General features: G+C 72.1%; 20 protein-coding genes and 2 pseudogenes. 12 read left to right on the forward strand and 10 right to left on the reverse strand.

The features are described from left to right. The first annotated feature begins 127 nt into the window (after window positions 1-127). The 7 genes from RY076_RS15035 (at window position 128) to RY076_RS15065 (ending at window position 9,411) form a co-directional block, all read left to right on the forward strand. Complete coding sequence (locus RY076_RS15035; RefSeq protein WP_323099474.1) at window positions 128-2,629, forward strand: DEAD/DEAH box helicase; 2,502 nt, start codon at window positions 128-130, stop codon at window positions 2,627-2,629. Between the two features lie 52 nt (window positions 2,630-2,681). Then, the gene (locus tag RY076_RS15040; RefSeq protein WP_323099476.1) at window positions 2,682-3,242 is read left to right on the forward strand and encodes a YqgE/AlgH family protein; all 561 of its coding nucleotides are present in this window, start codon (window positions 2,682-2,684) and stop codon (window positions 3,240-3,242) included. An 11-nt stretch (window positions 3,243-3,253) separates the two neighbouring features. Further along, on the forward strand, window positions 3,254-4,075 hold the full coding sequence (locus RY076_RS15045; protein WP_323099478.1) for a glutamate racemase: 822 nt from the start codon (window positions 3,254-3,256) through the stop codon (window positions 4,073-4,075). Further along, complete coding sequence (locus tag RY076_RS15050) at window positions 4,072-4,407, forward strand: DUF3039 domain-containing protein (protein WP_323099480.1); 336 nt, start codon at window positions 4,072-4,074, stop codon at window positions 4,405-4,407. The genes RY076_RS15045 and RY076_RS15050 overlap by 4 nt, the downstream gene beginning before the upstream one ends. Window positions 4,408-4,523: 116 nt before the next feature. Next, entirely contained in the window at window positions 4,524-5,459 is a 936-nt protein-coding gene (locus RY076_RS15055; RefSeq protein ID WP_323099482.1) for a zinc metalloprotease, read from the forward strand. A gap of 143 nt (window positions 5,460-5,602) precedes the next feature. Further along, the gene (locus RY076_RS15060) at window positions 5,603-7,363 is read left to right on the forward strand and encodes a DEAD/DEAH box helicase (RefSeq protein ID WP_323099484.1); all 1,761 of its coding nucleotides are present in this window, start codon (window positions 5,603-5,605) and stop codon (window positions 7,361-7,363) included. 194 nt (window positions 7,364-7,557) lie between these two features. Next, a complete protein-coding gene (locus RY076_RS15065; protein WP_323099486.1) occupies window positions 7,558-9,411 on the forward strand; it encodes a bifunctional metallophosphatase/5'-nucleotidase in 1,854 nt (617 codons plus the stop codon). 66 nt (window positions 9,412-9,477) lie between these two features. Here RY076_RS15065 and RY076_RS15070 read toward each other — a convergent pair whose 3' ends face one another. Both RY076_RS15070 and RY076_RS15075 read right to left on the reverse strand, forming a co-directional pair. Further along, window positions 9,478-10,812: an alpha-amylase family glycosyl hydrolase gene (locus RY076_RS15070; protein WP_323099488.1), complete on the reverse strand. Its 1,335-nt coding sequence runs from the start codon at window positions 10,810-10,812 to the stop codon at window positions 9,478-9,480. Next, window positions 10,809-11,336 carry an Lrp/AsnC family transcriptional regulator gene (locus tag RY076_RS15075; RefSeq protein WP_323099490.1) on the reverse strand — a complete coding sequence of 176 codons (528 nt, stop codon included), beginning with the start codon at window positions 11,334-11,336 and terminating at the stop codon, window positions 10,809-10,811. Before RY076_RS15075 ends, RY076_RS15070 begins: the two co-directional genes overlap by 4 nt. A gap of 107 nt (window positions 11,337-11,443) precedes the next feature. Here RY076_RS15075 and hppD point away from each other — a divergent pair, with 107 nt between their 5' ends. The 3 genes from hppD to RY076_RS15090 all read left to right on the forward strand — a co-directional run bounded on the left by hppD (window position 11,444) and on the right by RY076_RS15090 (window position 15,375). After that, on the forward strand, window positions 11,444-12,676 hold the full coding sequence (hppD, locus tag RY076_RS15080) for a 4-hydroxyphenylpyruvate dioxygenase (RefSeq protein WP_323099492.1): 1,233 nt from the start codon (window positions 11,444-11,446) through the stop codon (window positions 12,674-12,676). Between the two features lie 66 nt (window positions 12,677-12,742). Continuing rightward, on the forward strand, window positions 12,743-13,597 hold the full coding sequence (locus RY076_RS15085; protein WP_323099494.1) for an RDD family protein: 855 nt from the start codon (window positions 12,743-12,745) through the stop codon (window positions 13,595-13,597). Window positions 13,598-13,797: 200 nt separating this feature from the next. After that, entirely contained in the window at window positions 13,798-15,375 is a 1,578-nt protein-coding gene (locus RY076_RS15090; protein ID WP_323099496.1) for a DHA2 family efflux MFS transporter permease subunit, read from the forward strand. A gap of 64 nt (window positions 15,376-15,439) precedes the next feature. Here RY076_RS15090 and RY076_RS15095 read toward each other — a convergent pair whose 3' ends face one another. The 6 genes and pseudogenes from RY076_RS15095 to RY076_RS15120 form a co-directional block, all read right to left on the reverse strand. Beyond that, on the reverse strand, window positions 15,440-16,288 hold the full coding sequence (locus tag RY076_RS15095) for a DinB family protein (protein WP_323099497.1): 849 nt from the start codon (window positions 16,286-16,288) through the stop codon (window positions 15,440-15,442). Window positions 16,289-16,355: 67 nt separating this feature from the next. After that, on the reverse strand, window positions 16,356-16,454 hold the full coding sequence (locus tag RY076_RS15100) for an arginine deiminase family protein (RefSeq protein WP_413785787.1): 99 nt from the start codon (window positions 16,452-16,454) through the stop codon (window positions 16,356-16,358). Between the two features lie 70 nt (window positions 16,455-16,524). Next, window positions 16,525-16,584: pseudogene (locus tag RY076_RS15105) on the reverse strand (hypothetical protein); the annotation flags it as partial. Between the two features lie 100 nt (window positions 16,585-16,684). Further along, window positions 16,685-16,825: pseudogene (locus RY076_RS15110) on the reverse strand (arginine deiminase family protein); the annotation flags it as partial. Between the two features lie 171 nt (window positions 16,826-16,996). Then, window positions 16,997-18,235, reverse strand: a complete 1,239-nt coding sequence (fahA, locus tag RY076_RS15115; RefSeq protein WP_323099499.1) for a fumarylacetoacetase — start codon at window positions 18,233-18,235, stop codon at window positions 16,997-16,999. 78 nt (window positions 18,236-18,313) lie between these two features. Beyond that, window positions 18,314-19,156, reverse strand: a complete 843-nt coding sequence (locus RY076_RS15120) for a hypothetical protein (RefSeq protein ID WP_323099501.1) — start codon at window positions 19,154-19,156, stop codon at window positions 18,314-18,316. Between the two features lie 94 nt (window positions 19,157-19,250). On the opposite strand from RY076_RS15120, the gene RY076_RS15125 reads away from it, so the two are divergent. Together RY076_RS15125 and RY076_RS15130 are read left to right on the forward strand one after the other, a co-directional pair. After that, the gene (locus tag RY076_RS15125) at window positions 19,251-20,522 is read left to right on the forward strand and encodes a homogentisate 1,2-dioxygenase (RefSeq protein ID WP_323099503.1); all 1,272 of its coding nucleotides are present in this window, start codon (window positions 19,251-19,253) and stop codon (window positions 20,520-20,522) included. A gap of 16 nt (window positions 20,523-20,538) precedes the next feature. After that, entirely contained in the window at window positions 20,539-21,198 is a 660-nt protein-coding gene (locus RY076_RS15130) for an IclR family transcriptional regulator (protein ID WP_323099505.1), read from the forward strand. Window positions 21,199-21,343: 145 nt separating this feature from the next. Here the strand turns inward: RY076_RS15130 and RY076_RS15135 are convergent, their stop codons facing one another. After that, window positions 21,344-21,964: an isochorismatase family protein gene (locus RY076_RS15135; protein WP_323099507.1), complete on the reverse strand. Its 621-nt coding sequence runs from the start codon at window positions 21,962-21,964 to the stop codon at window positions 21,344-21,346. Window positions 21,965-21,967: 3 nt separating this feature from the next. Next, window positions 21,968-23,218, reverse strand: a complete 1,251-nt coding sequence (locus RY076_RS15140) for a nicotinate phosphoribosyltransferase (RefSeq protein ID WP_413785788.1) — start codon at window positions 23,216-23,218, stop codon at window positions 21,968-21,970. Window positions 23,219-23,309 lie beyond the last annotated feature (91 nt).

A 23,309-nucleotide genomic window follows, 5' to 3' on the forward strand; every position in this document is an offset into this window, starting at 1 on the left:
CAGATGCCGGGCACCGGTACACCCAATGGGCGCACATGACGCTGCGCCTGAGGCTCGTCTGCATGGTCGTGGTTGTGACTCACGGCTCGGGGCGAAGTCTGCTCGAGTCAAAGAGAGTTGAATACGCATGTCCAAGCACACCTCCTCCGGCGCGCCCAAGAAGGCCCGCTGGTCCACCGAGAAGAAGGCCGCCGCGGCCAAGAAGCCGCACCGCGGCCAGGGCGGACAGAGCGGACCCAAGTCCGGCTCCTTCTCCGGTCCCAAGACCTCCCGCCCGGCCTCGTCGGGCACCTCCCACGTCGGCGGCCGCGAGTGGCGCGCCCCGCGCGACGAGCACCGCTCCTACGACCGCCGTGACGACCGCCGCTCCTTCGAGCGTGACGACCGCGGCGACCGTGGCGGCTACCAGCGTCGCGACGACCGTCCCCGCTTCGAGCGCGACGACCGCGGCGACCGTGGTGACCGCGGCTTCCAGCGTCGTGACGACCGTGGCGGCTACCAGCGTCGCGACGACCGTCCCCGCTTCGAGCGTGACGACCGCGGCGACCGTGGCGACCGCGGCTTCCAGCGTCGTGACGACCGCGGCGACCGGGGCGGCTACCAGCGTCGTGACGACCGTCCCCGCATCGACCGCGACGACCGCGGCGACCGTGGTGACCGCGGCTTCCAGCGTCGTGACGACCGTGGCGGCTACCAGCGTCGCGACGACCGTCCCCGCTTCGAGCGTGACGACCGCGGCTACCAGCGTCGTGACGACCGTCCCCGCTTCGAGCGTGACGACCGCGGCGACCGTGGCGACCGCGGCTTCCAGCGTCGTGACGACCGCGGCGACCGTGGCGGCTACCAGCGTCGTGACGACCGTCCCCGCTTCGACCGCGACGACCGCGGCGACCGTGGTGACCGCGGCTTCCAGCGTCGTGACGACCGCGGCGACCGTGGCGGCTACCAGCGTCGTGACGACCGTCCCCGCTTCGACCGCGACGACCGCGGCGACCGTGGTGGTCGCGGCTTCCAGCGTCGCGACGACCGACGCTCCTTCGACCGTCCCCGCTTCGAGCGTGACGACCGACGCTCCATTGACCGTCCCCGCTTCGACCGCGACGCCGACCGCGCCCCCGTGAGCTTCGAGGACGCCGAGGCCGAGCGCATGGACGCCGACACCTGGACCAAGGCGACGCGGAAGTCCGTCTCCGACGGCCCCGTCGAGGTGGCCGCGGACAACGGCTTCGCCGGTCTCGGTCTGCCCGAGCCGCTCGTCGAGCGCCTCGCCCGTGAGGGCATCACGACGCCGTTCCCGATCCAGGCCGCGACGATCCCCGACGCCCTCGCGGGCAAGGACGTCCTCGGCCGCGGCCAGACCGGCTCGGGCAAGACGCTCGCGTTCGGCCTGCCGGTCATCACCCGGCTGCTCGAGGCCGAGACCCCGCGGCGCCCGCGCCGCCCGCACGCCCTGATCCTCACGCCGACGCGTGAGCTCGCGATGCAGATCTCCGACGCCCTCGAGCCGCTCGTGCACGTCACCGGCCTGCGCCACAAGCTCGTCGCCGGCGGCCTCAGCTACACGACGCAGATCAACGCGCTCAACAAGGGCATCGACATCCTCATCGCGACGCCGGGCCGCCTCAACGACCTGCTCGAGCGCGGTGCGGTCGAGATGGACGACATCGCCATCACGGTGCTCGACGAGGCCGACCACATGGCCGAGATGGGCTTCATGGCCGAGATCACCACGACGCTCGACAAGATCCCGACCGAGGGCCAGCGCCTCCTCTTCTCGGCGACGCTCGACCGCGGCATCGACGACCTCGTCGCGAAGTACCTCAACGAGCCGGTCATCCACTCGACCGACGACGCCACCGCCTCGGTCGAGACGATGGAGCACCACGTGCTGCTCATCGACCCGCAGCACAAGAAGGTCATCACCGCCGAGGTCGCCAACCGCGAGGGGCGCACCGTCGTCTTCTGCCGCACCAAGCTCGGCGCCGACCGCATCGCGCTCCAGCTGCGCGAGCAGGGCGTCATGGCCGCGGCCCTGCACGGTGGCCTCAACCAGGGCCAGCGCAACCGCGTGCTCGGTGCCTTCCGTGACGGCAACCTCCCGGTGCTCGTCGCGACGGACGTCGCGGCCCGCGGCATCCACGTCGACGACGTCTCGGTCGTCCTGCAGGTCGACCCGCCGGCCGACCACAAGGACTACCTGCACCGTTCTGGTCGCACGGCCCGCGCCGGTGACAAGGGCACCGTCGTGACCCTCGCCCTGCCGCACCAGCGCAAGACGATGGAGCGTCAGCTCAAGGACGCCGGCCTCGACATCGCGCCGGTGCGGGCCACGCCCGGCGACGCGATCATCGCGGCCACCGGTGCCACGACGCCGAGCGGCGTCGCCATCGCCGAGGAGGACTTCCAGCGCCTCATCGCCGGCCCGAAGCAGCACCGACGCGGCCCGGCCGGCCCGCGCGGCCCGCGTCAGGGCTCGCGGGGCGGGTTCCGCCCGCACCACGGCGGTCACGGTGCCCACCGAGGCCGTGACGACCGCGACGGTCGCGACCAGCGTCGTGGCCGCGACGAGGGCTTCGTCTCCCGCTGGGGCGACGACGAGCGTCCGAACCGCCGCGGCGCGCGCTTCTGAGCGACGCCCGGCACCTCGAAGCACCGACCGGCCGGTGTGGAAGGCTGGGCCCGTGAGCCCGCGCTTCCACACCGGCCGTCTGCTCGTGGCCACGCCCTCGGTCGGCGGTGACGTCTTCCACCGCTCGGTCGTGCTCATGCTCCACCACGACGAGGGCGGCGCCCAAGGCGTCGTGCTCAACAAGCCGCTGACGGCCGGCGTCGACTCGGTGCTGCCCGGCTGGGAGCGCGTCGTCACGGCGCCGCACGTCATCTTCCAGGGCGGGCCGGTATCGACGTCGTCGGCCCTCGGCCTGGTGACGGTGCCCGGCGACGTGCCCGAGCCGCTCGGCGTCAAGCGCCTCTTCGGCTCGATCGGCCTCGTCGACCTCGACGTGCCGACACCCGTCGTGGCGGCCGAGCTGGCCGGCATGCGGATCTTCGCCGGGTACTCCGGCTGGGACGGCGGTCAGCTCGAGGGGGAGGTGCTCCGCGGCGACTGGTACGTCGTCGACGCCGAGGTGCGCGACGCCTTCACCGCCGACCCCGACGACCTCTGGCGGTCCGTGCTGCGGCGCCAGCGAGACAGCCTCGCCTACGTCGCGAGCTTCCCCGACGACCCGACGATGAACTGACGGGCAGGCCCATGCACCCCGACACCGCGAGCCCCACCCGGCCCCGACGCGTCGCCTTCGTCGACAGCGGCCTGGGCCTCGTCGCCTATGCCGACGCGCTGCTGACCCTGCGGCCCGACCTCGGTCTCGTGCTCGCCCTCGACCCCGACAACATGCCCTACGGGCCGCGGCACCCCGACGACGTGCGGCGGCTCGTGCTCGACCTCGCCCGGGCCGCGCTCGAGCACGAGCCCGACGCCGTCGTGGTCGCGTGCAACACGGCGTCGGTGCACGGCCTCGACGCCGTGCGCGCCGAGCTCGAGCCCGAGGTGCCGGTCATCGGCACCGTCCCAGCGATCCGCCCGGCGGCGGCCGCGGGCGGCCCGGTCGCCGTGTGGGCGACAGCCGCGACGACGAGCAGCGACTACCTGCGCGGCCTCGTCGACGCGTTCGCCGCCGACGTCGAGACCCACCCCGTGGCGGCGCTCGGGCTCGCGGAGGCCATCGAGGCCGGCGACGTCGACGCGGTCGAGGCCGCGGTGGCGCTCGCCGCGGAGCGCACGCCGTTCGGGGTCCGCTCGCTCGTGCTCGGCTGCACCCACTACGGTCTCGTCGCCGAGCGCATCACCGCCGCCGTGCCGGCCGGCGTCACGATCTTCGACTCGCCCGTCGCGGTGGCCCGCCAGACGTTGCGCCGCCTCGGGCTCGAGCCCGACCCGACCGCCCCGCGCGCCGGCGTCGAGGCGGTGCTGCTGTCCGGGCGCCGCGGGGTCCTGCCGGGCGTCCTCGCCGCCTACCCGGCGGGCGCACGGCTGCTCGAGGCCGCCGCGGCGCGTCCTACACTCGCCACATGAGCACGATGCCTCCCGACCCCTTCGACAACGAGCCGCAGCCGCTGCGCAGCACGAGCACGGCCACGATCGAGCGCGAGGAGGTCCGCGAGGAGCTCCAGGAACCGGGCGACCACGAGCGCTTCTCGCACTACGTGCGCAAGGAGAAGATCCTCGAGAGCGCCCTGAGCGGCGAACCGGTCGTCGCCCTCTGCGGCAAGATCTGGGTGCCCGGCCGCGACCCGCAGAAGTTCCCGGTGTGCCCCGTGTGCAAGGAGATCTACGAGGGCCTGCGCGACCCCCAGGACGGCGGCGACGGCGGCTCGGGCGGCGGCAGCGGCGACGGCGACTCCTGAGAGTTTCCTGACACAGTCTTTACCGGCTGCGGCGGTCTCCCTGACCCGGGCGTTCCTACGCTCGCTGGCTAGCGTCACCCGATCGGGCGACGTGACAGCGAGAAAGGTTCTCCCTCATGAAGCTCCGCTCACTGGCGCTGGCTGCTCCGCTCGCGCTCGTCGCCGCCTCCCTGGCCGCCCCGGCCATGGCGTCCCCGACGCTCGACGTCCGCGCCGGCTCGGCCTGCCTCGACCCGGCGGCGGTCGGCGCCCGCAGCATGCACGGCACCGCGAAGGACCCGCACGAGCTGTCCGACGCCCAGGTGCGCGCCAACGAAGCGGCTCTCGGCAAGGCCCTCGCCGCCAAGGGGATGAGCCTCACCTCGTCCGGGGCAGCCGCTCGTCCCGGTGGCGGTGCCGCCTTCACGAGCCCCACGATCGACGTGTACTTCCACACGATCACGAGCGGGTCGCAGGGCGCCATCAGCGCGTCGACGATCAACAGCCAGATCTCGGTGCTCAACAACGCCTACAGCGGCACCGGGTTCAGCTTCCGCCTCGCCGGCACCGACGTCACGAACAACGCCACGTGGTACACAGTGACCCCGGGTTCCAGCGCCGAGCGCGACATGAAGAACACGCTCCACAAGGGCGGCAAGGCGGCGCTCAACCTCTACGCCGCCAACATCGGTGACGGCCTGCTCGGGTGGGCGACGTTCCCGAAGAAGAGCCCGGGCACGCAGGACGGCGTCGTCATGCTCAACGCGTCGATGCCCGGCGGGTCGGCGACCAACTACAACCAGGGCGACACCGCGACCCACGAGGTCGGTCACTGGCTCGGGCTCTACCACACCTTCCAGGGCGGCTGCTCGGGCTCGGGCGACTACGTCGACGACACCCCCGCCGAGGCGAGCCCGGCCTACGGCTGCCCCACCGGCCGCGACACGTGCACGAGCCCCGGCCTCGACCCGATCAAGAACTTCATGGACTACACCTACGACTCGTGCATGAACGAGTTCACGACCGGCCAGAAGGCCCGCATGCAGGCGCAGTGGACGGCCTACCGCGCCTGACCTGCGACGATGCCGCGGACACGGTCGTGCTTGAACGACTGACGCCCGGCTCGCCTGCGGCACATAGCATCCCGACCGAGGCCCCGCCAAAACGGCGGGGCCTCGGCATGTCGCCCGACTGGAGCGGCTACCGTGGGCGGCCTATGAGTTCAGGGGCCGCCTTCCACCTCCCACCCGCCTTCCCGGAGCGGGCCGCGTGGGGTACCGCGAGCAAGCTGCGCGCCTGGCAGCAGGAGGCCCTCGACCTCTACCAGGCGAAGTCCCCGCGCGACTTCCTCGCCGTGGCCACGCCCGGCGCCGGAAAGACGACCTTCGCCCTGCGCGTCGCCACCGAGCTACTGTCGGCCGGCATCGTGCACCGCGTCACCGTCGTGGCGCCCACCGAGCACCTCAAGACGCAGTGGGCCGACGCCGCCGCACGCGTCGGCATCAGCCTCGACCCGAGGTTCAGCAACAGCATCGGGCGGCACAGCGAGGACTACCACGGCGTCGCCGTCACGTACGCGCAGGTCGCCTCGCGCCCGTCGCTGCACCGCGAGCTGACGACCTCCCGGCCCACCCTCGTCATCCTCGACGAGGTGCACCACGGCGGCGACGCGAAGAGCTGGGGCGACGGCATCCGCGAGGCCTTCGAGCCCGCGGCGCGGCGCCTGTCGCTCACCGGTACCCCGTTCCGCTCCGACACCTCACCCATCCCGTTCGTGCGCTACGAGCTCGACGAGGAGGGCGTGCTCGTCAGCTCGAGCGACTACGCCTATGGCTACGCCGAGGCGCTGCGCGACGGCGTCGTGCGCCCGGTGCTCTTCATGGCCTACGGCGGCACGATGCGGTGGCGCACCCGCGCCGGTGACGAGCTCGAGGCGCGCCTCGGCGAGCCGATGACCAAGGACGCCGTGGCCAACGCGTGGCGCACGGCGCTCGACTTCAAGGGCGAGTGGATCCCGGCGGTGCTCGCCGCCGCCGACAAACGCCTCACCGAGGTACGCCGGCACATCGAGGACGCCGGGGCCCTCGTCATCGCCAGCAACCAGACCCAGGCCCGGGCCTACGCCTCCCACCTGCGGGGGCTCACCGGCGAGTCGCCGACCGTCGTGCTCTCCGACGACCAAGGCGCCTCGAAGCGCATCGAGGAGTTCTCGAACGGCACGTCGCGGTGGATGGTCGCCGTACGGATGGTGTCCGAGGGCGTCGACGTGCCGCGCCTCGCCGTCGGCGTGTACGCCACCTCGACCTCCACACCGCTCTTCTTCGCCCAGGCCGTCGGACGCTTCGTGCGGGTCCGCCGCCGCGGCGAGACCGCGTCGGTCTTCCTGCCCTCGGTGCCGGTCGTCCTCGACCACGCCCAGCGCCTCGAGGAGCAGCGCGACCATGCCCTCGACCGCAAGCCCAACCCCGACGACGTCGCGCAGATGTGGGCCGAGGAGCAGGCGCTGCTCGACGAGGCCGAGCGCCCGGAGAAGGCGAGCGGCGACCTCGCCGAGGGCCAGTTCGAGGCGCTCGAGTCCGAGGCGCACTTCGACCACGTGCTCTTCGACAAGCAGCAGTGGGGGATGCACGCCGAGGTCGGCTCCGAGGACGAGCAGGACTACCTCGGGCTGCCCGGCCTGCTCGAGCCCGACCAGGTCGCCCAGCTGCTGCGCGAGCGCCAGAGCAAGCAGGTGCGCAAGGCGCCCAAGGACGCCGCCGGGCCGGTCCCGGTGGCCGCGCACCGGGCGCTGGCCGCACAGCGCAAGGAGCTGAACCAGCTCGTCGGCGCCTACGCGCGCCAGAAGGGCTACCCGCACGCCAACGTCCACATGGACCTGCGGCGCGCGTGCGGTGGGCCCGACCTCGCGGCTGCGAGCAGTGACCAGGTCACCGAGAGGATCGAGAAGATCCGGCTCTGGCTCGTCGGCCGCCGCTGACCCGTCGCGCGCCGTCGCGCGCCGTCACGCGGCGTCACGCGGCGTCACTCGCTGTTCACGAAGGCGGCCCGTCCTCATCGCCCCGTTCGTCCCCGGCCGCGGCTAGGGTCAGGCCCGTCCCGCCCCGGCGGGGCCGACCCCCACGCCGCATCGTGACCCCGCGCAGCACCCCCGGCGCGGCAGACAAGGACGACATGAGCACCCACGAGACCCCGGACTTCCTCTCCTCGCCCACGACGCGTCGGCAGCTGCTCGCGATGGCCGCGGTCGGCGGGGCGGGCATCGCCACCGTGGCCGCCGCCACTCCCGCCGGTGCAGCCGGCACCGCAGGCAAGGGCGCGGGCACCGACGGCGAGATCGTCACCCTCACCGTGCTCGGCACCACCGACCTGCACGGCAACGTCTTCAACTGGGACTACTTCAACAACCGCGAGTACGACGACAAGACGCACAACGACATCGGCATCGCCAAGGCGTCCTCGATCGTCAAGATGCGCCGCGCCGACCTCGGCGCCGCCTCGACGCTGACCCTCGACGCCGGTGACACCATCCAGGGCACGCCGCTGGCGTACTACTACGCCAAGATCGACCCCATCACCGGCGGGGCCACCCACCCGATGGCCGCCGCGATGAACCAGGTCGGCTACGACGCCGCCGCGCTCGGCAACCACGAGTTCAACTACGGCATCGACACCCTGCGCGCCTTCGAGAAGCAGCTGAGCTTCCCGCTCCTGTCGGCCAACACCGTCGACTGGAACACCGGCGCGCCCGCCTTCAAGCCGTGGGTCATCAAGACGGTCAAGCTCGAGGACCGCAAGCCGATCAAGGTCGGCATCCTCGGCCTCGTCACCCCGGGCGTCGCGATCTGGGACAAGGCAAACGTCGACGGCAGGCTGAAGTTCCCCGGCATCATCGAGCAGGCCAAGGTCTTCGTGCCGCGCCTCAAGGCGGCCGGCGCCGACGTCGTCATCGTGTCGTGCCACTCCGGCACCAACGGCAAGTCGTCGTGGGGCGACGCGCTGCCCTACGTCGAGAACGCCAGCCGGCTCATGGCCGAGCAGGTGCCGGGCATCGACGCCGTGCTCGTCGGGCACTCGCACGTCGAGGTCGTCGACAAGGCCACGAACGCCGAGACCGGCAAGCCGGTGCTGCTCGTCGAGCCGCTCTACTGGGGCATGCGCGTGGCCGAGATGACCCTCTCGCTGCAGAAGGTCCGGGGCCAGTGGCAGGTCGTCGACTCCGCCGGTCGGCTCTGGAACGCCAACGCGGTGCCCGAGGACCCGGCCGTCACCGGCGCCGTCAAGGCGGCCCACGAGAAGGTCCTCGCCTACGTCAACGGCGTCATCGGCACCTGCACCCAGGCGATGTCCGCGGCCACGTCGCGCTACGAGGACACCCCGGCCATGGACTTCATCAACTTCGTCCAGGCCGACGCCGTCAAGAAGGCCCTCGCGGGCACGCCCGACGGCGCACTGCCGATGCTGTCCATCGCCGCGCCGTTCAACAAGCTCGCGGCGATCCCGCAGGGCGACGTGACGATCCGCGACGTCGCCGGCCTCTACATCTACGACAACACGCTGCTCGGCATCGTGCTGACGGGCGCACAGGTCAAGGACTACCTCGAGAAGAGCGCGTCCTACTTCAAGGGATACACGGGCACCGGCCCGGTGTCGGCCGACACCATCACCAACGCCGACGGCACGCCCGACTACAACTACGACATCATGGGCGGGCTCGACGCCGACCTCACCTACGACATCGACCTCGCCAAGGCGGTCGGCTCGCGCATCACGAACCTCGCCTACGGCGGGGCGCCGGTCGCCGCCGACGCGCGGTTCGTCGTCGCGATCAACAACTACCGGCAGTCCGGCGGTGGCGGCTTCCCGGGCGTCACGACGGCCCCCGTCGTCTACAACCGGCAGATCGAGATCCGCCAGCTGCTCATCGACTGGGCCACGGCCAACAAGGTCATCGACCCGGCGGTCTTCTCGAGCACGGACTGGCGCCTCGTCAGCAACGGTGCGCCGATCACCGTCACCAACAGCTGACGGCCGCCGGCACGCGGGAGGCTCCCACGACCGCGGTCGTGGGAGCCTCTCGCGTCGTGTGGGAGGTCAGGCTCCGACGAGCACCTGGTACCCCCACGCCGGAAGCGTCAGGGTGTCGCCGGCGGCGAGGGCCTGGGGCGTCCCGTCGAAGGCGTCCACCCACGAGCCCGCCTGCGGGCCCTCGCCGAGGGTCACCGTGGCGTCGTCGGGGGAGAGGTTGAACGCGGCGAAGACGCGGTCGCCCTCGGCCTCGCGGACGAAGGCGATGACCGACGCCTCGTCGCTGTTGGGCACGCGCACCATCCGCCCGCCCCAGGCGCCGTTCCACAGCGCGCGGTGCGCCTTCTTCAGCGCGAACAGGGTGCGGTAGAGCTCGCCCTGCGGGTCCTCGCGCCACTCGATGAGGTCCTTGTCGAAGAACGCGAGGCGCTTGTCGCTGCCGGCCTCCTGACCGTTGTAGACGAGGGGTACGCCCTCACCGACGACCGACAGCACGATCGCGGCCTCGAGGGCGTCGCCGAACTGCTCGTACTCGGTGCCCTCCCATGCGTTCTTGTCGTGGTTGCTGACGAACGTCATGCGGTAGGCGTCGCGCGGGTAGAAGCGGTCGTTCCACGCGTAGTAGACCTTGAGGGCCTCGACGTCGGCCTTGCCCATCGCGATGCGGTGCATCGTCTCGTTCCAGCTCCAGGCGTACGTCATGTCGAAGGCGCGGGTGTGCAGGTCGCGCGACTCCCACTCGGCCAGCATGAACACGGGCTTGATGGCGTCGAGCTCGGCGCGCACGCCGTCCCAGAAGTCGAGCGGCACGAATCCGGCCACGTCGCAACGGAACCCGTCGACGTCCGCCTCGCGCACCCAGTAGGCCATGGCGTCGGCCATGTAGCGGCGCAGGCCGGGCTGGTCGTAGTCGAGGTCGATGATGTCCTCCCAGTCCCACCACGGCGTCGGGCGGAAGTCGCCCTTCCAGTCGCGGGCGTACCACTCGGGGTGCTCCTCGGCGAGCGGGTTGTCCCACGCCGTGTGGTTGGCGACCCAGTCGAGGATGACCTTGAGGCCGAGGTCGTGGGCGGTGCCGACGAAGTGGCGCAGGTCCTCGAAGGTGCCGAACTCGGGGTTGACGCCGAGGTAGTCGCGCACGGCGTACGGGCTGCCGAGCGGGCCCTTGCGGTTGAGCTCGCCGATCGGGTTGACCGGCATGAGCCACACGACGTCGATGCCGAGGTCGCGGATGCGGGGCAGGTGCGCCTCGGCGGCACGGAAGGTGCCCTCGGGCGTCAGGTTGCGCTGGTTGACCTGGTAGATCGTCGCCGCGCGGCTCCACTCGGGGTGGGTGAGGCGGACGTCGGGGAGTGGCGTCGTGAGGTCGGGTGCGGTGACGGGAGTCTGGTCGGGCGTCACGGGGTGGTGCCTCCTCGGGCGAGGTCGAGCAGGTGCTCGACGAGCGGGACGGTGCGGTGGTCGAGCCGGGTGGCGAGCGAGATGACGGTGGACGCGCGCGTCACGTGCTCGTCGTCGACGACGCGGTCGATGACGCGCTGCAGGTCGGCGTTGTCGCGCCCGACGATGCGGATGAGCACGTCGCCGGACCCGGTGATGGTGTGCGCCTCGAGCACCTCCGGGATCGCCGCCAGGTGCTCGACGACGGGGGAGTGGCCGCCGCGGCCCTGGCGGATCTCCAGGGTGCAGAAGGCGGTGACGGGGTACCCCAGCGCGGCGGGGTCGACGTCGGGGGCCATCGACCGCAGGACGCCGGTGCGCTGGAGCCGGTCGAGCCGGGCCTGGACCGTGCCGCGGGCCACGCCGAGCCGGCGTGAGGCCCCGAGGACGCCGATGCCGGGCTCGTTCAGGAGCAGCAGCAGGATGCGGCAGTCGAGGGCGTCGACGGGCGGCCGGGGCGCGGGTCCGGTGGGCGGCGTCGACATGAGCACATTGTCCAGTGCAAGACGGCGATCAGGCAACACTTTGTGCATGCTGCCCACCAGCGTGTCGCCCAGTTGACCACCGCCGCGAGGTGGGCCACGCTCCCGCCATGACTGACACGATGCCGTCTCAGGCCGCCGACCTCACCTCGCAGGAGCGCGAGGCCGACCTCGACCTCGACCAGCTCAAGCAGCTCGTCGGCCTCGTCGAGTACGACGAGAACACCGATGTCTTCCCCGTCACCGGCTGGGACGCGATCGTCTTCGTCGCGGGCAACGCCACCCAGAGCGCGCACTACTACCAGAGCGCGTGGGGCATGGAGCTCGTCGCCTACTCGGGCCCCGAGAACGGCAACCGCGACCACAAGGCGTTCGTGCTGCGCAGCGGCTCGATCCGCTTCGTCGTCAAGGGCGCCGTCGACCCCGACAGCCCGCTCGCCGACCACCACCGCCGCCACGGCGACGGCGTCGTCGACATCGCCCTCGAGGTGCCCGACGTCGACAAGTGCATCGCCCAGGCCCGCAAGGCCGGCGCCACCGTCCTCGAGGAGCCGGCGAACCACACCGACGAGCACGGCACCGTGCGCGTCGCCGCCATCGCCACGTACGGCGAGACCCGCCACACGCTCGTCCAGCGAACCGTCGACGGCCAGACGTATGCCGGTCCGTACCTGCCCGGCTACGTGCCGACCACCTCGACCCACGTCAAGCGCGAGGGCCAGCCGAAGCGTCTGTTCCAGGCGCTCGACCACATCGTCGGCAACGTCGAGCTCGGCCACATGGACGAGTGGGTCGGCTTCTACAACCGCGTCATGGGCTTCGTGAACATGGCCGAGTTCATCGGCGACGACATCGCCACCGACTACTCGGCGCTCATGAGCAAGGTCGTCGCCAACGGCAACCACCGCGTGAAGTTCCCGCTCAACGAGCCGGCCATCGCCAAGAAGAAGAGCCAGATCGACGAGTACCTCGAGTTCTACCGCGGCGCCGGTGCCCAGCACCTCGCCGTCGCGACGAACGACATCCTCGCATCGGTGGACGCCCTGCGCGCCAACGGCGTCGAGTTCCTCGACACCCCGGACAGCTACTACGAGGACGCTGAGCTTCGCGAGCGCATCGGCAACGTCCGCGTGCCGATCGAGGAGCTGCAGAAGCGCAAGATCCTCGTCGACCGCGACGAGGACGGCTACCTCCTGCAGATCTTCACCAAGCCGCTCGGCGACCGTCCGACGGTCTTCTTCGAGCTCATCGAGCGGCACGGCTCGCTCGGCTTCGGCAAGGGCAACTTCAAGGCCCTCTTCGAGGCGATCGAGCGCGAGCAGGACAAGCGCGGCAACCTCTGAGACACCACGGCCACGGGCCCGTCACCCTTACCGGTGACGGGCCCGTCGGCGTGGCAGAGTTGAGCCATGAGCCAGCAGCCCTCCGGGTGGTACGACGACCCCAGCAACCCTGACATGCTCCGGTACTGGGACGGGGTCACGTGGACCAACCACACCGCGCCGAAGAAGTCGCCGACCGCCTCACAGAGCACGATCGGGCGCGCGTACGGCGCCGACGCCGGAAGCGACGCCACCGGGGCCGCGGCGCCCACGGCCACCGGGGCGCCGACCCCGACGACGCCCATGCCACAGGGCGGCTGGCAGCAGGGTCAGCAGGGGCAGCAGCCCTACCAGCAGTCCCCGTACCAGCAGGCGCCCCAGTACACCGCTCCCGGGCCGGGCGCGCAGTGGCTGTACAACGTCAAGACGACCGCCGACGGCGTGCCGCTGGCGTCCTGGGGCAAGCGGTTCGCGGCCTGGCTCATCGACGGCGTCATCCTCCTCATCGGTTCGGTGATCCTCACCCGGATCGTCGCCCCCGACTTCACCGACACGTTCCAGCGGTTCATGAACGTCGCGGCCACGCAGGACCAGGCGGCGATGCAGCGCATGGTCAGCGACCTCACGTCGCAGTCCCTGCGGATCGGCATCTCCTCGTGGATCTTCGTCTCCGTGTACTGCGTGGCGTTCTGGACCACCGTGGCCCAGACCCCGGGGAAGATGGCGCTCGGCATCAGCGTCCGTCGCATGTCCGAGCCGGGCCCGCTGCCGCTGGGTACCGCGGCGCTGCGCCGCCTCGTGCCGCTCGCCGGGCAGTTCGTCGGCATCCTGACGCTCATCGACTACCTGTGGCCGCTCTGGGACGACAAGCGCCAGGCGCTGCACGACAAGGTCGCGAGCACCCAGGTCGTCGAGGGCAAGCAGCCGCGCAAGCAGGGCTGACCCTCCGCACGCACCGACGCGCCCTCACCGAGCGAGGTGGGGGCGCGTCGTGCGTCCCGTGACCGGTCGTCACGCCGAGGGCGAAAAGGGTTTGTCCCGGTGTCGGTGGTTCCGGGCACAATGTCGCTCGCGCGGTCACCAACCGCTGCCCACGGCGCCGACGCCGTTCCCACACTCCACCTCGAGTCCGGAGCACCGCTGTGTCCTCATCCACCACCACGACCCCCGCGGGCGTCTCGCCCGGCCATCCCGACAAGCTCGACGCCGCGGTCCTCAAGGTCGCCGGCGTCGTCGTGCTCGGCGCGATCATGTCGATCCTCGACATCACCGTCGTCAACATCGCGCTGACGAAGTTCCAGACCGTCTTCGCCCAGCCGGGCGGCCAGCCCCTCGCGTACTCCACCGTCGCGTGGACGGTCACGGCCTACACGCTCGCGCTCGCGACGGTCATCCCGCTCACCGGTTGGGCCGCCGACCGCTTCGGCACCAAGCGGCTCTACATCATGGCCGTCATCCTCTTCACGGCCGGCTCGGCCCTGTGCGCGGCCGCCGGGTCGATCGAGGTCCTCATCGGCTTCCGCGTGCTGCAGGGCCTCGGCGGCGGCATGCTCATGCCGCTCGGCATGACGATCATGACCCGCGCCGCCGGCCCCGAGCGGATGGGCCGACTCATGGCCGTGCTCGGCATCCCGATGCTGCTCGGCCCGATCTTCGGCCCGATCCTCGGCGGCTGGCTCATCGACAACTACTCGTGGCACTGGATCTTCCTCATCAACGTGCCGATCGGCCTCGTCGCCGTCGGGTACGCGATGTGGGCCCTGCCCTCCGACCGCCCCCAGCCGTCCGAGTCCTTCGACCTCATCGGCATGCTGCTCATGTCGCCGGGCCTGGCGCTCTTCCTCTACGGCGTCAGCTCGATCCCGGGCGAGGGCAGCGTCACCTCGGCCAAGGTCTACGGACCCGGGCTCGTGGGACTGGCCATGATCGCTGCCTTCGTCCTCTACAGCTTCCGGCCGGCGCACCCGCTGCTCGACCTGCGCCTCTTCTCCAACCGGCGCCTCACGGTCGCGACGATCACGATGTTCCTCTTCGGGGCTGCGTTCTTCGGCGGCCTGCTCCTCGTGCCCCAGTACCTGCAGCAGGTGCGGGCCGAGACCCCGCTCCACTCCGCCTACCTCATGGTGCCGCAGGGCATCGGCGCGATGCTGACGATGCCGGTCGCGGGCGCGCTCGCCGACCGCTTCCCGGTCGGGCGCATCGTCCCGTTCGGCCTCGCCGCGATCGTCGCCGGCATGTTCGCGCTGACCCTCGTCGGTCCCGACACGAGCTACTGGGGCTTCGTCATCCCGGTCCTGTTCGTCATGGGTCTCGGCATGGGCGGCACGATGATGCCGATCATGACCTCGGCGCTCAAGACGCTGACCCACCACCAGGTGGCGCGCGGGTCCACGCTGCTCAACATCACCCAGCAGATCGCGAGCTCGATCGGGGTGGCCGTCATCTCGGTCGTCTTCACCACCTACCTCAACGAGTCGCCGAAGGCCGGTGCCGTGCTGGGCGCCCAGTTCGACCCGTCGGTCAAGGACCGGCTCGGCCCGCAGGGCATGGCGCAGGCGGTCGCAGAGCTCGCCGACGTCTACGGCCGGACGTTCCTGATCGCGGCGATCCTCTGCGCGGCGACGCTCGTCGCGGCGTGGTTCCTGCCGCGCCGGCACGAGCAGTCGCACCTGCTCGACGAGGACGTGGAGGCTTCCGCGGCACCCGTCGTCATCCACTGACGCTGCACTCCGTTGCGCCACGCGCCCCCGACCGGCTGGTCGGGGGCGCGTCGCGCGTCCGGGGTCAGGACGCGTCGGTGCGCAGGGTGAGGGCCGTGAGGTCGCGCTCGGCGAAGAGCCGGTGGTGGTACTCCTCGTTGAGCACGACGAGGAGGCAGTCGCGCACCGCGAAGGACCGGCCCGGTGGCGGCCATCCGGGCGCGTCGACCGGGGTCGTCATCCGGTCCAGCCCCGTCTCGTCGATGCCGTCGACGACCTCGCGCACGGTGGCCATCCGCTGGTGCCGCAGCTCCAGCGCCTCGTCGAGGGAGGGGCGCACCTCGCGGTCGCGAGGCACTCCGGGCGTCGGGGGCATGTCGTCCCACGGCAGGTCCAGCGGGTGCCACGGTGCGGGGTCGCCGAGCACGCCCCGGCCGACCCACGCGTCGGTCGCGAAGGCGAGGTGGCGCAGGGTCTCGACGAACGACCACTCGCCGTCGACCGACGCGTGCAGCTGGTCCGGCGGGAGGGTGCGGGCGCGCTCCACCGTGCCGGCCCAGAGCCGCTCGACGGCGTCCCAGGCCTCGCGGAAGCCGTCCGGGTCGGTCGGACGCATCCTCGGCCGGTCGGGGTCGCGCCGGTCCAGCTCGGCCTCGACGAGCGGCACGACGTCGACGCCGTTGACCGTCACGTTGAGCAGCTCGCCGGTGATGTCGACGTCCTGCAGCTCGACCCCGCGCATGACGACGCGGCGCAGCTCGGAAAACCGGAAGGTGGCGTCGGTGAGGTGGACCTGGTCGAACTCCGACCCGTGCAGGTCGACGGCGCGGAACGTGCTGTCGCTCAGGTCGACCCGGTCGAAACGTGATCCGTGCAGGTCCTGCTCGATGTGCTCCTGGCCGGGCTGTCCCGGGCTCCCTGTGGTTTCGCTCATGGCGCGACCGTAGAGGGGGAACCGGACGTTCGCCGTCCGGACCACCGCGGTGCCGGACGACCGGGGCTCAGTAGTCGACGGGATCGCGCACGATCGGGCACGTCATGCAGTGGCCCCCGCCGCGGCCGCGCCCGAGCTCGGAGCCCACGATGGTGATGACCTCGATGCCGGCCCCGCGCCACGACGTCGACGAACGGCGTGCCGCCCTCGTCGGTGACCTCGATCCCCGGCGCGGCGTCGGTGGGGCGCAGGCTGAAGGTCTGGACCCGGTCCATGATCGCCGGGTAGAGCGTCACGACGTCGCGGTCGGCGAAGGTGAAGACGGTGTCGAGGTGAGTCCAGGAAGGCCCGCGTGCCCTCGACGAGGCCCAGCCCGACGGTGTTCGCGACGATCTTGCGGTCGAGCAGCCACTCCCGGGCGGCCGAAACGGCGAGGGTCTCGGCGAGCGCGTCGTGCAGCTCGACGACCTCGACGCCGAGCCCGCGCAGCTGCGCGACGAAGTCGGCGTGGTCGGCCTGGGCCTTCTCGACCCACATGACGTCGTCGAAGAGGAGGTCCTCCGACGTGCTCGGTGTCAGCCGGCGGTGGGCCAGGCCGGGCCGGCACACAGCACGGTGCGCAGCCGGCCCACCTCGGAGTGGACGCCGAGGGGCGTCGCCGTCTGCGACATGTCGGTCCTTCCGTCGGGTCTGCGAGCGTGCCGCGGCTCAGCGGGCGGGGCGGATCGTGCCGGTGGCCTCGGCGATGCCGATGCGGGCGCCGTCGGGCCCGGGGGCCCAGGCCGTCATGGTCACGGTGTCGCCGTCCTCGAGGAACCCGCGCGTCGACCCGTCGGGCAGCTGCAGCGGGTCGGTGCCGTTCCACGTCAGCTCGAGCAGCGAGCCGCGGGAGCCCTTCTCGGGACCGGAGATCGTGCCGGAGCCGAAGAGGTCGCCGTCGCGCAGCGAGGCGCCGTTGACGGTGAGGTGGGCCAGCATCTGGGCGGGCGACCAGTACATGACGCGGTGCTCGGGGCGGCTGACGACGGTGCCGTTGAGTGCGACCTCGACGTGCACGTCGAGACCGAAGGCATCGCCGCGCAGGTAGGGCAGCACCTCCGGGTCGGTCTGGCCGGGCAGCGGCACGCGCGCGGCCCGGAGCGCCTCGAGCGGGGTGACCCACGCCGACACCGTCGTCGCGAACGACTTGCCGAGGAACGGGCCGAGGGGCACGTACTCCCACGCCTGCAGGTCGCGGGCGCTCCAGTCGTTGAGCAGCACGACGCCGAAGAGGTGATCTACCGCCTGGTCGACCGACACCCGGCTCCCGAGCTCCGTCGCGCCGCCGACGACGTAGCCGAGCTCGGCCTCGATGTCGAGACGGATGCTCGGGCCGAAGACTGGCGCAGAGTCGTTCGGTCCCTTGCGCTGGCCGGTGGGCCGCACGACGTCGGTCCCCGAGACGACGACGGTGCCCGCGCGCCCGTGGTAGCCGATCGGCAGGTGCTTCCAGTTCGGCGGGAGGGCGGCGTTGTCGGGGCGGAAGACCTTCCCGACGTTGCTCGCGTGGTCCTCGCTCGCGTAGAAGTCGACGTAGTCGGCCACCTCCATCGGCAGGTGGAGGACGACGTCGGCGAGCGGGTGCAGGTGGGGGGAGACCCCGTCGCGGTGCACGTCGTCGGTGAGCACCTCGGTGAGCCACTGCCGGGCGACCGTCCACGCGGGGCGGCCGAGGGCGAGGAAGGCGTTGAGGCTGGGTGTCAGCCACGCGGTGGCGAGGTCGGGTCCGTCGCCGACGAGCCCGGCGTCGCGGCCGATCGCCGCGACCTTGCCGGCGTCGAGCACGAGGTCGCCGATGCGGACGCCGACGCGTCGGTCCGGGTCCTCGGCCGTGCTGAAGACGCCGTACGGCAGGGTGTGGATGCCGAAGGGGTGGTCGGCAGGGACGTCGAGCCACGTCGTCGTCACGTCGATCTCCTTGTCGTGGTGGGGAACTCGTGGTGTGCAGGCGTGGTGGGCAGGCGTGGTGGAACGGCGTCGAGCGGCTCAGGGGACGAGGCCGAGGGCCTCGAGCTCGTGCAGCGGGTCGAGGACGCCACAGCACCCGTACGACGCGAACGCGCGGCGGACGCGGGTGGAGTCGTCGGGCCCGAGCGAGGAGACGGCGCCGACGAGCACCTCGGTGTCGGTGCGCGCGAGCGTGGCGGCCAGGTGCGGCGCCTCGGCCCCGTCGAGGGCCTCGTGGACGGCGAGCAGGACGTTGAGCAGGCCGTGCATCGGCTCGCCGTCGTACCGGCCGCGCACGACGTGGTGCAGGCCGCCGGTCAGCTTGAACGACAGGCCGCGAAGGACGGCGGCGTCGAGGAAGGTGCCGAGGGCGGCCTCGTCGGGCCAGGGCCACGTCGGCGTCGGCCCGGTGCGGAACTTGGCGCGCACGTCGTGGTCGTCGTCGACGGCCTCGGCGACGTCGTCGAGCGCCCGCTCCTGCTCGGCTCCGGTGCCGACCTCGACGACGAGCGGCACCTCGAGGTCGAGCAGCGCTCGCCAGTCGGCGGACCAGCCGACCTCGCCGGCCGAGACGAGCACCCGCGCGTCCTCGCGCAGCAGGCCGACCGCGTCGGCGAGCGCCTCGCCGGGCGAGCCGGGACGCACGACGAGCGAGACCGCGAGGGGTTCGTTCGCGGTGCGCTCGTCGGAGGCCGCGAGTGTGGTGAGGTCCCCGGCGGCCGTGGCGGGGACGAGGAGCGGCCCGACGTGCGCGCCGTGGCCGGTCGTGCGACGGTCGAGGTGCTCACGCACGGCGACCTCGAGCGCGGCGTTGCCGGGCGGGAAGACCGCGGCGTCGTCGACGAGACGGTCGAACAGGGGCGCGAACGGCGTCCTTGACATGGTTCCGGAGCGTACTCCACTGTTGCCGTAGCGATACGTCCACGTCCGTTGAGCGGACGCGTCGACGTGAGGACGACAGAGAGGTCAGCGGTCCATGGCGCACTACCACGCCGTCGGTGACATTCCCCCGAAGCGGCACACCCAGCACCGCCGTCCCGGCGCCGACGGGCAGCCGGGCGAGCTGTACTACGAGGAGCTGATGGGGGAGGAGGGCTTCTCCTCCGACTCCTCGCTGCTCTACCACCGCAACATCCCGTCGACCACGGTCGGCGCCGCGGTGTGGGACCTGCCCGACCAGTCGACGACGCCGAACCACCCGTTGACCCCGCGACACCTGAAGCTGCACGACCTCTTCGACGCCGACGCCGTGGCGCGCACCGACGTCGTCACCGGGCGTCGACTCGTGCTCGGCAACGGCGACGTGCGCATCTCGTATGCCGTTGCCGCACAGGCGAGCCCGTGGTACCGCAACGGTATCGGCGACGAGTGCGTGTACGTCGAGCGCGGTGCGGCCCGCGTCGAGACCGTCTTCGGTGCCTTCGACGTCGCCGAGGGCGACTACGTCGTCATCCCGCGCGCCACGACGCACCGCTGGCTGCCCGTCGTCGACGCCGACGAGCCGCTGCGGGCCTACTGCATCGAGGCCAACAGCCACATCGCGCCGCCGAAGCGCTACCTCAGCAAGTACGGCCAGCTGCTCGAGCACGCCCCCTACTGCGAGCGCGACCTGCGCCAGCCCGCGGGCCCGCTGCTGGCCGAGGACGTCGGCGCGAGCCCCGACGAGCAGACCGAGGTCCACATCAAGCACCGCGGCAACGGGCCCGGCGGCGTCGTCGGCACGGTCCACACGCTGCCGTTCCACCCGCTCGACGTCGTCGGCTGGGACGGCTGCCTCTACCCGTACGTCTTCAACGTGCGCGACTTCGAGCCGATCACCGGGCGCATCCACCAGCCGCCGCCCGTGCACCAGGTCTTCGAGGGCTGGAACTTCGTCATCTGCAACTTCGTGCCCCGCAAGGTCGACTACCACCCGCTCGCCGTACCGGTGCCGTACTACCACTCCAACGTCGACAGCGACGAGATCATGTTCTACGTCGACGGCGACTACGAGGCGCGCAAGGGCTCGGGCATCGGCAAGGGCTCGATCTCGGTGCACCCCGGCAGCCACCCGCACGGCCCGCAGCCGGGTGCCACCGAGGGCTCTCTCGGGGTCGAGCGGTTCGACGAGCTCGCCGTCATGGTCGACACCTTCCGCCCGCTCGAGCTCGGCGAGGCCGGCCTGGCCGTCGACGACGGGCTCTACGCGATGTCGTGGTCGAAGGGCCTGGGTCACCCGGCGCCCGGCGGCGCACACTCCGAGGGCTGAGGAGGGCGGGCACGTCGTGGCCGACCCGACGGGACGCAGCGAGTCCTCCCAGACCCTCGACCGCGGCATCCGCGTGCTCGAGGTGCTCGCCCTGCCCGGGCGGTCCGGTGGGCTGACGATCACCCAGCTCGCCGGCGAGCTCGGGGTCGGGCGTCCGGTCGTGTACCGGCTCGTGGCCACACTCGAGGCGCACCGGCTCGTCTCGCGCGTCGCCGACGGCCGGGTGCGGATCGCCCTCGGCCTGGCACGTCTGGGTGCCGCCGTGACGCCGATCGTGCGCACCGAGGCGCGTCCGGTGCTGCGCGAGCTCGCCGACGCCGTCGGCGCGACGGCCCACCTGACGATCGCCGAGGGCGACGAGGCGCTGGCCCTCGTCGTCGTCGAGCCGACGTGGACCGACTTCCACGTCGCCTACCGCTCCGGCGCGCGGCACCGCCTCGACCAGGGGGCCGCCGGGCGCGCGATCCTCGCCGGGCGCGAGGGGCGTCGCGACGTCGTCGCCAGCGACGGCGAGCTGCAGACCGGGGCGCACGGGCTCGCCGTGCCCGTGCTGACCGGCGACCCCGACGCCGTCGAGGCGTCGGTCGGCGTCATCGCCCTCGAGCCCCTCGAGGTCCGCACGGTCGCACCGCGGCTCGAGCGAGCCGCCAAGGCCCTGCGGGCGGTCCTCGCCTGACCGACACGTCGGTCAGCACTCGACGGGTCGAGGTATCTGCTCGCGCTCCACCGCGACGGGACACCTCGACCCGCTTGACTCTGGACCGGGTCGAGGTATCTGCCCGCGCGCTGGCGCGACGTGATACCTCGACCCACGGGCCGGGTCAGCCCCCGACGGTCGGGGTGCCGACGAGTCGGACGCCGGCGGCGTCGAGCTGCTCCAGGGCGGCGTCGGTCGTCGGTCGCGCGACGCCGGCGGTGAGGTCGAGCAGGACGGTGGTGTCGAAGCCGGCGCCCCGCGCGTCGAGGGCGGTGGCGCGCACGCAGTGGTCCGTCGCGATGCCCACGACGTCGACGGCCGTGACGCCGCGCTCGCGCAGCCACGAGGCCAGGTCGGTGTGCTCGCCGTCGTCACTGACGCCCTCGAACCCGCTGTACGCGGCCTCGTGGCGGCCCTTGCGGAAGACCGCCTCGACATGGCCGAGCGCTCCGGCAAGAGACGGGTGGAACTGCGACCCGGCCGACTCGGCGACGCAGTGCACCGGCCACGAGTCGACGTAGTCGGGCTCCGCGCTGAAGTGCTCGCCCGGGTCGATGTGCCAGTCGGCGGTGGCGACGACGTGGGCGTAGTCGCCGGTGTGCGCACCGACGTGCGCGCTGACCGCCTCGGCCACCGCGGCACCACCGGCGACGGCGAGCGAGCCGCCCTCGCAGAAGTCGTTCTGCACGTCGACGATGACGAGCGCGCGGGTGCTCGCGTCGGTCGGGTGCGCGGATCCGTCCATGGCTCAGTGCTCCTCGTAGATCGTCGGGATGACCGGCTCGCCGCGGGAGAGCTGGGCGGCGGCCCGGGGCAGCTCGGCCCGCGAGGCCTCGTGGCGGGCCCGCGCCTCGTGGATGTCCTGGTGGTCGACCACCTCGCCGCCGCGCACGAGATCGACCATGAGCGGCCGGTCGTCGCCGTCGTCGTGGGGCCGCTCGCCGATGCCGACGACCTCGGCCTGCGCGACCCCGGACCCGTTGCGGCGACGCATCGCCCACTTGCGCCCGCCGACCGACGCCTTGTCCTTGCTCTTCTTGGCCACCGGGGCCATCGCGCCCGAGCCGTCCTCGCGCTGGACGAGCTTGTAGACCATCGAGGCCGTCGGGGCGCCCGAGCCGGTCACGAGCGCCGTGCCGACGCCGTACCCGCTGACCGGCGCCGCGGCGAGGGCGGCGATGGCGAACTCGTCGAGGTCGCTCGTCACGATGATGCGGGTGTCGTGGTTGCCGGCGGCGTCGAGCTGCGCGCGCACCTCCTGGGCCTGGATGAGCAGGTCGCCGGAGTCGAGGCGGACCGCGCCGAGCTCGGCTCCTGCGACCTCGAGGGCGAGGTCGACGGCGGTGTGCACGTCGTAGGTGTCGACGAGCAGCGTCGTGCCCTTGCCGAGCGAGTCGACCTGGGCCGTGAACGCCTCCCGCTCCGAGTCGTAGAGGAGGGTGAAGGCGTGCGCGGCCGTGCCCGCGGTGGGCACGCCGAAGCGTCGGCCCGCCTCGAGGTTGCTCGTCGTGCCGAACCCGGCCACGTAGGCCGCGCGCGCGGCCGCGACGGCGGCCTCCTCGTGGGTGCGGCGCGACCCCATCTCGATGCAGGGGCGGTCGCCGGCGGCGGCGGTCATGCGCGAGGCCGCCGACGCGATCGCGGTGTCGTGGTTGAGGATCGACAGCACGAGGGTCTCGAGCAGGACACCCTCGGCGAAGGTCGACTCGACGACGAGCACCGGCGAGCCCGGGAAGTAGCACTCGCCCTCGGCGTAGCCCGTGACGTCGCCGGAGAAGCGGTAGCCCGCGAGCCAGTCGAGCGTGGGGCGGTCGACGACCCCGGCGCTCTCGAGGAAGCGCAGCTCGTCGTCGCCGAAGCGGAACTGCTCGAGGGCCTCGAGGACCCGCCCGGTGCCGCCGACGACGCCGTACCGCCGACCTTCGGGCAACCGCCGCGCGAACGCCTCGAAGACACAGCGTCGGTGGGCCTCGCCCGAGGCGAGGGCCGCCTGGAGCATCGTCAGCTCGTAGTGGTCGGTCAGCAGCGCCGTGCTCGCGGCGCGAGGGCTCGTCGGGCTCACGCGTCCACCCTATGTGCGCCGGTCCCCG

The sequence above is a fragment of the Intrasporangium zincisolvens genome (assembly GCF_034724055.1).
Lineage (GTDB): Bacteria > Actinomycetota > Actinomycetes > Actinomycetales > Dermatophilaceae > Monashia > Monashia zincisolvens.